The following is a 6,539-nucleotide window of genomic DNA, read 5'->3' on the forward strand; positions in this document are numbered from 1 at the left end:
CGGGCGGACCGGGATCATGCGCCGTTACGGCAAGCACACCGACGAGGACGACATCCGCCAGCGCCCGAACCGCAAGGGCAACCGGCCTCGTACGAACATCCGCCCCAAGCACGAGGAGGCGGTCGAGGGCATGGTCCTCACCGTCGACCGGGGCCGCCTGACCTGCCTGGTGGACGATCGGGTCGTCATGGCGATGAAGGCCCGCGAACTGGGCCGCAAGGCCGCGGTCGTCGGCGACCGGGTGGCCATCGTCGGCGACCTCTCCGGCGAGAAGGACACCCTCGCCCGTATCGTCCGCATCGAGCCGCGCACCTCCGTGCTGCGCCGCACGGCCGACGACGACGACCCGTACGAGCGTGTGGTCGTCGCCAACGCCGACCAGCTGGCCATCGTCACGGCCCTGGCCGACCCCGAGCCCCGCCCGCGCCTCATCGACCGCTGCCTGGTGGCGGCGTACGACGGCGGCCTGGACCCCCTGCTGGTCCTGACGAAGTCGGACCTGGCCCCGCCCGACGAACTCCTGGAGCTGTACGGGGCGTTGGGCGTCCCGTACGTCGTGACGAGCCGTCAGGAGCTGGAGAGCGGCGAGGCGCTGGACCGCGTGCACAAGCAGTTGGACGGCAAGATCACGGCCTTCGTCGGGCACTCGGGCGTCGGCAAGACCACGCTGGTCAACGCGCTCGTGTCGCGAGAGCGGCGGCGCTCGACGGGCGTGGTCAACGCGGTCACCGGCCGCGGCCGGCACACCACGACGTCGGCGCGGGCGATCCCGCTGCCCGACAACGACGGCTGGGTCGTCGACACGCCGGGCGTACGGTCCTTCGGCCTGCACCATGTGGACCCGTCCCGGGTCATCAAGGCCTTCCCGGATCTGGAGCCCGGCACCGAGGGCTGTCCGCGCGCGTGCAGCCACGACGAACCGGACTGCGCACTGGACGCGTGGGTGGCCGAGGGTCACGCGGATCCGGCCCGGCTCTACTCACTGCGCCGACTGCTCTCCACGCGCGAGCGGCGCGAGGGGGACTGATCCCCGGCTGATCCCCGGCTGATCTGCGACCGATCTCCGCTTGACCTCAGTGTTGTTTGCATCCCCGCTGCGACGGTAAAGGCATAATCGCACCAAGCGGGATGCAAGCGAGACGAAGCGGTCACGGAGCGTGGGAGGGCATCACATGGCGTGGCTGCTGGTTGTCGTTGCGGGGCTCCTGGAGACGGGTTTCGCCGTCTGCCTCAAGCTCTCCCACGGCTTCACGAGACTCTGGCCCACGGTGGCCTTCTGCATCTTCGCCCTGGGCAGCTTCGGCCTGCTCACCCTGTCCCTCAAGAAGCTCGACGTGGGCCCCGCCTACGCGGTCTGGACAGGCATCGGCGCCGCCGGCACCGCCATCTACGGCATGATCTTCCTCGACGACCTGGTCTCCACCCTGAAGATCATCTCGATCTCCCTGGTGATCATAGGAGTCATCGGCCTGCAACTGTCGGGCTCGTCCCACTAGGAGCACCGGTCACCGGTCACCGGTCACCGGCAACCGGTCCTTTGTCTGTGCCCACCCACCCGCAGCCGCATCAACTCACCGACCGCACAGTCGTCAAGGCGTCCCGGACCAGCCCCGCCGTGCCGCCCTCCCCGGCGGGGGCCAGCACACACGACACCCCCAGCCGCACCACGAGTTCACAGGCCCGGGCCAACTCCGCGGCCTCGGACTTCGACGCACCCGGCACGGTCAGCGACGCGACGGCCCGGTCCCGTACAAGTCCCACGAAGTCCCTCGGCGACGGCAACGGCCCATCGGCCCTGCGCTGAGCGGGCACGGCCGACGAGGACGGCACCGCGGACAGGGTGGGCGAGGGCAGCCGCTCCGCCCAGCACCCCGTGAGCATCGCCCGCACCAGCGCGTTTCCCCGGGCCGCCGACACCGTCCACTCCGCCGCGGCGGCCAACCGCTCCCGGGGCTCGGCATGGCTCACCAGAGCCCGCTCGACCCCCGCGAGATACGCATCGGCCTCCCGCCGTACGAGCGCACGCGCGAGCCCGTCCTTGCTCCCGAACTCGTTGTAGAGGGTCTGCCGGGAGACCCCGGCCGCGGCGGCCACGTCGACCATCCGCACGGCGGACCACGGACGGCGTCCGAGCGCCGTGTAGGCGGCGTCCAGCAGGGATTCCCGCGCTGCAGGCATCGTCGCCTCCCGGGGGCGATCGGCTCTGCGCTTCAGAGTTGACGCGCACGGAGGCACTGTCAAGGGTTCGCGGCACGGCCAGGGGGCGCCAAGCGCCGCCGAGGGGCGCGCGGCCGTGCCGGACCGCGGCTCGTCGCGGGGGTGCGACCGGCCGCGGCGGGGTGCGACCACCCGCATCCGACCCGTACCTGTAACACAACCCCCGGTCTCCCCCCGTTCCCCGCGGAGGGACCCGGAAGATACGGTTCGCTCATGCCCGACTATCGCGATGACCTGCGCCTCGCCCATGTCCTGGCGGACGCCGCCGACGCCGCGACGATGGACCGGTTCAAGGCGCTCGACCTCAAGGTCGAGACCAAGCCGGACATGACCCCGGTGAGCGAGGCCGACAAGGCCGCCGAGGAGCTGATCCGCGGCCACCTCCAACGGGCACGGCCGCGGGACGCGATCCTCGGCGAGGAGTACGGCGTCGAGGGCACGGGCCCCCGCCGCTGGGTGATCGACCCGATCGACGGCACCAAGAACTACGTACGCGGCGTACCCGTCTGGGCCACGCTCATCGCGCTGATGGAGGCGAGCGAGGGCGGCTACCAGCCGGTCGTCGGAGTGGTCTCCGCGCCCGCGCTGAGCCGCCGCTGGTGGGCGGCGAAGGGCCACGGCGCGTTCACCGGCCGCAGTCTGTCGTCCGCGTCCCGGCTCAAGGTCTCCCAGGTCTCACGCATGCGGGACGCGTCCTTCGCGTACTCCTCGCTGAGCGGCTGGGAGGAGCGCAGCCTGCTCGACGGCTTCCTCGACCTGACCCGCGAGGTGTGGCGCACGCGCGCGTACGGCGACTTCTGGCCGTACATGATGGTCGCCGAGGGCTCGGTCGACATCTGCGCGGAGCCCGAACTGTCGCTGTGGGACATGGCGGCGACCGCGATCGTCGTGACCGAGGCGGGCGGCTCCTTCACGGGCCTCGACGGCCGCCCGGGCCCGCACAGCGGCAACGCGGCCGCGTCGAACGGCATCCTCCACGACGAGTTGCTGGGGTATCTGAATCAGCGCTACTGAGGCGCCCGGGGGCAGTTGAGGCACTGACAGGCGAGAACGCGCCCCAAATATCGCCTGCACACGCCCTCTTGTTGACCGTCTCTTTAACTGCGACTCTGAGAGTCCCCCCACTTGTGAACTTGTGAATCCGTTAACTAACGGATTCGTAGGAGGTGGCTCCGTCCATGCTCGTCCGCGACGCCATGAGCACGGTGGTCCTCACCATCGGACCCGCTCACACCCTCCGGCAGGCCGCCGCGCTGATGTCCGCACGCCGCGTGGGCGCGGCTGTGGTTCTCGACCCCGACGAAGGCGGGCTCGGCATTCTCACCGAGCGCGACATCCTCAACTCCGTAGGCCTGGGCCAGAGCCCGGACGCCGAGCGGGCCCATGCCCACACGACCACCGACGTGGTGTTCGCCGCCCCGACCTGGACGCTGGAGGAGGCGTCCCTGGCCATGACCCACGGCGGTTTCCGCCACCTCGTCGTCCTCGACCGCGGCGAGCCGGTCGGCATCGTCTCGGTCCGCGACATCATCCGCTGCTGGGCGCCACTGCGGCAGCACGCCCCGGCCTGAGCGCGGTTCTGCTCGGGCACGGCTCTCCTTGACCACGACCAGGAAGGCGAACGGGCCGGATCTCCGGTACGAGAGATCCGGCCCGCTCTTCGACGGCAAGCGTTCCAGTGCTGGCGTCAGCCGCGCAGGGCCTGGACCGCGGCTTCCAGCCGCTTGCCGAAGTCTCCGTCGGCCTGACGGAAGTTGTCGATCGCGCGCTCGGCGATGTCGTCGCGCGAGACCTTGGCGATGAAGCCCGCGAGGTTGTCGACCAGACGGCCCTTCTCGTCCTCGGACATCAGGCGGTAGAGGTTGCCCGCCTGCACGAAGTCGTCGTCCTCGGAGTGGACCGGGGCCTCGTGGTTGCCGGTGCCCGCCGTGAAGTTCGCGGTCGCCTGCCACAGCGGCCGGTTCGTCTGGACCGGGCCGCCGAAGCTGTTCGGCTCGTAGTTCTTGGCACCCCTGTGGCGGCCGTCGTACAGGAAGCCGTCACGGGAGTGCGTACGCGCCTCGGTGGCGTGCGGACGGTTCACCGGCAGGTGGTCGGCGTTGACGCCGACGCGGTAGCGGTGGGCGTCGCCGTACGCGAACAGGCGGCCCTGGAGCATCTTGTCGGGCGAGGGCCCGATGCCCGGCACGAAGTGCGCGGGCGAGAAGACGCTCTGCTCAACCTCCGCGAAGACGTTCTCCGGATTGCGGTTGAGCTCCAGCCTGCCGATCTCGATCGGCGGGTAGTCCTCGTGCGGCCACACCTTGGTCAGGTCGAACGGATTGAAGCGGTACGTCGCCGCGTCGGCCGCCGGCATGATCTGCACCTGAACGGTCCAGGTCGGGAAGTCGCCGCGCTCGATCGACTCGCGCAGATCGCGCTGGTGCGAGTCGGGGTCGAGACCGGAGACGTTCACGGCCTCCTCGGTCGTCAGGTTCTTGATGCCCTGGTCGGTCTTGAAGTGGTACTTGACCCAGAAGACCTCGCCGGCCTCGTTGTTCCACTGGTAGGTGTGCGAGCCGTACCCGTTCATGTGGCGGTACGAGGCAGGGATGCCGCGGTCGCCGAAGAGCCAGGTCACCTGGTGGGTGCTCTCCGGGCTGAGCCCCCAGAAGTCCCAGACGTTGTCGGCCTCCTGGGAGCCCGTGTACGGGTCGCGCTTCTGCGTGTGGATGAAGTCGGGGAACTTGATGGCGTCCTTGATGAAGAACACCGGGGTGTTGTTGCCGACGAGGTCGTAGTTGCCCTCCTCGGTGTAGAACTTCAGCGCCCAGCCGCGCGGGTCACGGACGGCGTCGGCCGAGCCGAGGTTGCCGGCCACGGTGGAGAAGCGCAGGAAGGTCTCGGTCCGCCTGCCGACCTCGGAGAGGAAGTGGGCGCGTGTGTACCGGCTGACATCGGCGGTGACCGTGAAGGTGCCGTACGCGCCGGCGCCACGGGCGTGCACCACACGCTCCGGGATTCGCTCACGGTTGAAGTGGGCGAGCTTCTCCAGGAGGAGCTGGTCCTGGACGAGAACAGGGCCGCCGATGCCCGCGGTCTCGCTGTTCTGGTTGTCGGCGACCGGCGCGCCGGCCTCCGTCGTGAGCGGTCCCTGAGTCACGTGCGCCTCCTGCGTCATTCCTTGCTGATCCTGGCCGTTCCTGTCCCTCAACCAGGGCCGAACTAGATCCTACAATAGACAATGTCTAAGTCAAGGAGTGCTCCAAAGTCACACCTGTTCGGAAACTGGGCCTACCTGCTGCTAGGATTGGTGGTATGAGCGACCTGTTGGAACGACTGCGCGGACGCGGCTGGCGCATGACCGCGCAACGGCGCGTCGTGGCCGAGGTCCTCGACGGCGATCACGTCCACCTGACGGCCGACGAGGTCCATGCGAGGGCCGTGGCCAAGCTGCCGGAGATCTCCCGGGCGACCGTCTACAACACCCTGGGTGAGCTGGTCTCACTCGGCGAGGTGCTGGAAGTCGCCACGGACAAGCGCGCGAAGCGGTACGACCCGAACGCGCACAGTCCGCACCACCACCTGGTCTGTGCCCAGTGCGGCGCGATCAAGGACGTGCACCCGGGCGGCAATCCGCTGGCTGACCTCCCCGACTCCGAGCGCTTCGGCTTCGCGGTCTCAGGCGTAGAGGTCACCTACCGTGGCGTATGCCCAAACTGCGCGGCAGCCTGACCGCCAGCCCCACCACTCCCCAAAGCAAAGCCCCGGCCCCGGTCGACTCAGGCCGGGGCTTTCGCCATCCCCACCCCTTGCCGTCCCTCCCGCCCCCGAACACACCGAAGGCCCGGAACCATTGGTTCCGGGCCTTCGGTCTTCAGTAGCGGGGACAGGATTTGAACCTGCGACCTCTGGGTTATGAGCCCAGCGAGCTACCGAGCTGCTCCACCCCGCGGCGATGTCTGAACAGTACGTCACCGGCGCCGACCAGTGCAAATCAGTTCCCCGCACCCCGGATCCCCACCCCTCCAACGCCGGAGGGGCCGACGTGAAAGGTCGCTTGCCTGATGCTGGGTGCGAGTGGCGTGTGCCTGATGTTGGGTGCGGGTGGCGTGCGGCTGGGCGCGCAGTTCCCCGCGCCCCTAAATGGGGCGCCTTCGCACAGCGGGGCACTTTCGCGGCCCGGGCCGCGACTTCCAGCCCGTCCGGCGTTTGAGGACGAGGCCGCCAGGCCGATCCCCCACCCCCCCCCCGTGAAACCCCCCCCCCCCCCCCCCCCCCCCCCCCCCCCCCGCCGCCAAAAAAAAAAAAAAAAAAACCCCGAAAGGGGGGGGGTGTAGAGG

At 69.5% G+C, this 6,539-nt stretch carries 7 protein-coding genes and 1 tRNA gene; 5 read left to right on the forward strand and 3 right to left on the reverse strand.

What is annotated here, in order from left to right:
• Positions 1 to 16 precede the first annotated feature (16 nt).
• Positions 17 to 1,027, forward strand: coding sequence for a ribosome small subunit-dependent GTPase A (gene rsgA, locus ACFWXQ_RS37880; RefSeq protein ID WP_383397022.1), 1,011 nt, complete (start codon positions 17 to 19; stop codon positions 1,025 to 1,027).
• A 145-nt stretch (positions 1,028 to 1,172) separates the two neighbouring features.
• Positions 1,173 to 1,496 carry a multidrug efflux SMR transporter gene (locus tag ACFWXQ_RS37885; protein WP_189837529.1) on the forward strand — a complete coding sequence of 108 codons (324 nt, stop codon included), beginning with the start codon at positions 1,173 to 1,175 and terminating at the stop codon, positions 1,494 to 1,496.
• 70 nt (positions 1,497 to 1,566) lie between these two features.
• Here the strand turns inward: ACFWXQ_RS37885 and ACFWXQ_RS37890 are convergent, their stop codons facing one another.
• Positions 1,567 to 2,178: a TetR/AcrR family transcriptional regulator gene (locus ACFWXQ_RS37890; RefSeq protein ID WP_383954135.1), complete on the reverse strand. Its 612-nt coding sequence runs from the start codon at positions 2,176 to 2,178 to the stop codon at positions 1,567 to 1,569.
• Between the two features lie 252 nt (positions 2,179 to 2,430).
• Here ACFWXQ_RS37890 and hisN point away from each other — a divergent pair, with 252 nt between their 5' ends.
• Together hisN and ACFWXQ_RS37900 are read left to right on the forward strand one after the other, a co-directional pair.
• Positions 2,431 to 3,231, forward strand: a complete 801-nt coding sequence (gene hisN / locus ACFWXQ_RS37895; RefSeq protein WP_055617014.1) for a histidinol-phosphatase — start codon at positions 2,431 to 2,433, stop codon at positions 3,229 to 3,231.
• 164 nt (positions 3,232 to 3,395) lie between these two features.
• Positions 3,396 to 3,788: a cyclic nucleotide-binding/CBS domain-containing protein gene (locus tag ACFWXQ_RS37900; protein ID WP_055617015.1), complete on the forward strand. Its 393-nt coding sequence runs from the start codon at positions 3,396 to 3,398 to the stop codon at positions 3,786 to 3,788.
• A gap of 116 nt (positions 3,789 to 3,904) precedes the next feature.
• On the opposite strand, the gene ACFWXQ_RS37905 is transcribed toward ACFWXQ_RS37900, so the two are convergent.
• On the reverse strand, positions 3,905 to 5,377 hold the full coding sequence (locus ACFWXQ_RS37905; protein WP_383954132.1) for a catalase: 1,473 nt from the start codon (positions 5,375 to 5,377) through the stop codon (positions 3,905 to 3,907).
• A 137-nt stretch (positions 5,378 to 5,514) separates the two neighbouring features.
• On the opposite strand from ACFWXQ_RS37905, the gene ACFWXQ_RS37910 reads away from it, so the two are divergent.
• A complete protein-coding gene (locus ACFWXQ_RS37910; protein WP_143636461.1) occupies positions 5,515 to 5,931 on the forward strand; it encodes a Fur family transcriptional regulator in 417 nt (138 codons plus the stop codon).
• Between the two features lie 146 nt (positions 5,932 to 6,077).
• On the opposite strand, the gene ACFWXQ_RS37915 is transcribed toward ACFWXQ_RS37910, so the two are convergent.
• Positions 6,078 to 6,151, reverse strand: a tRNA-Met gene (locus ACFWXQ_RS37915).
• Positions 6,152 to 6,539 lie beyond the last annotated feature (388 nt).

It is taken from the genome of Streptomyces sp. NPDC058697 (assembly GCF_042715345.1).
Lineage (GTDB): Bacteria > Actinomycetota > Actinomycetes > Streptomycetales > Streptomycetaceae > Streptomyces > Streptomyces liliifuscus.

Bases quoted from the DNA above. Each gene is read 5' to 3' on its own strand.
- rsgA (WP_383397022.1), top strand. From the start codon at position 17: ATGCGCCGTTACGGCAAGCACACCGACGAGGACGACATCCGCCAGCGC.
- ACFWXQ_RS37885 (WP_189837529.1), top strand. From the start codon at position 1,173: ATGGCGTGGCTGCTGGTTGTCGTTGCGGGGCTCCTGGAGACGGGTTTC.
- ACFWXQ_RS37890 (WP_383954135.1), bottom strand. From the start codon at position 2,178: ATGCCTGCAGCGCGGGAATCCCTGCTGGACGCCGCCTACACGGCGCTC.
- hisN (WP_055617014.1), top strand. From the start codon at position 2,431: ATGCCCGACTATCGCGATGACCTGCGCCTCGCCCATGTCCTGGCGGAC.
- ACFWXQ_RS37900 (WP_055617015.1), top strand. From the start codon at position 3,396: ATGCTCGTCCGCGACGCCATGAGCACGGTGGTCCTCACCATCGGACCC.
- ACFWXQ_RS37905 (WP_383954132.1), bottom strand. From the start codon at position 5,377: ATGACGCAGGAGGCGCACGTGACTCAGGGACCGCTCACGACGGAGGCC.
- ACFWXQ_RS37910 (WP_143636461.1), top strand. From the start codon at position 5,515: ATGAGCGACCTGTTGGAACGACTGCGCGGACGCGGCTGGCGCATGACC.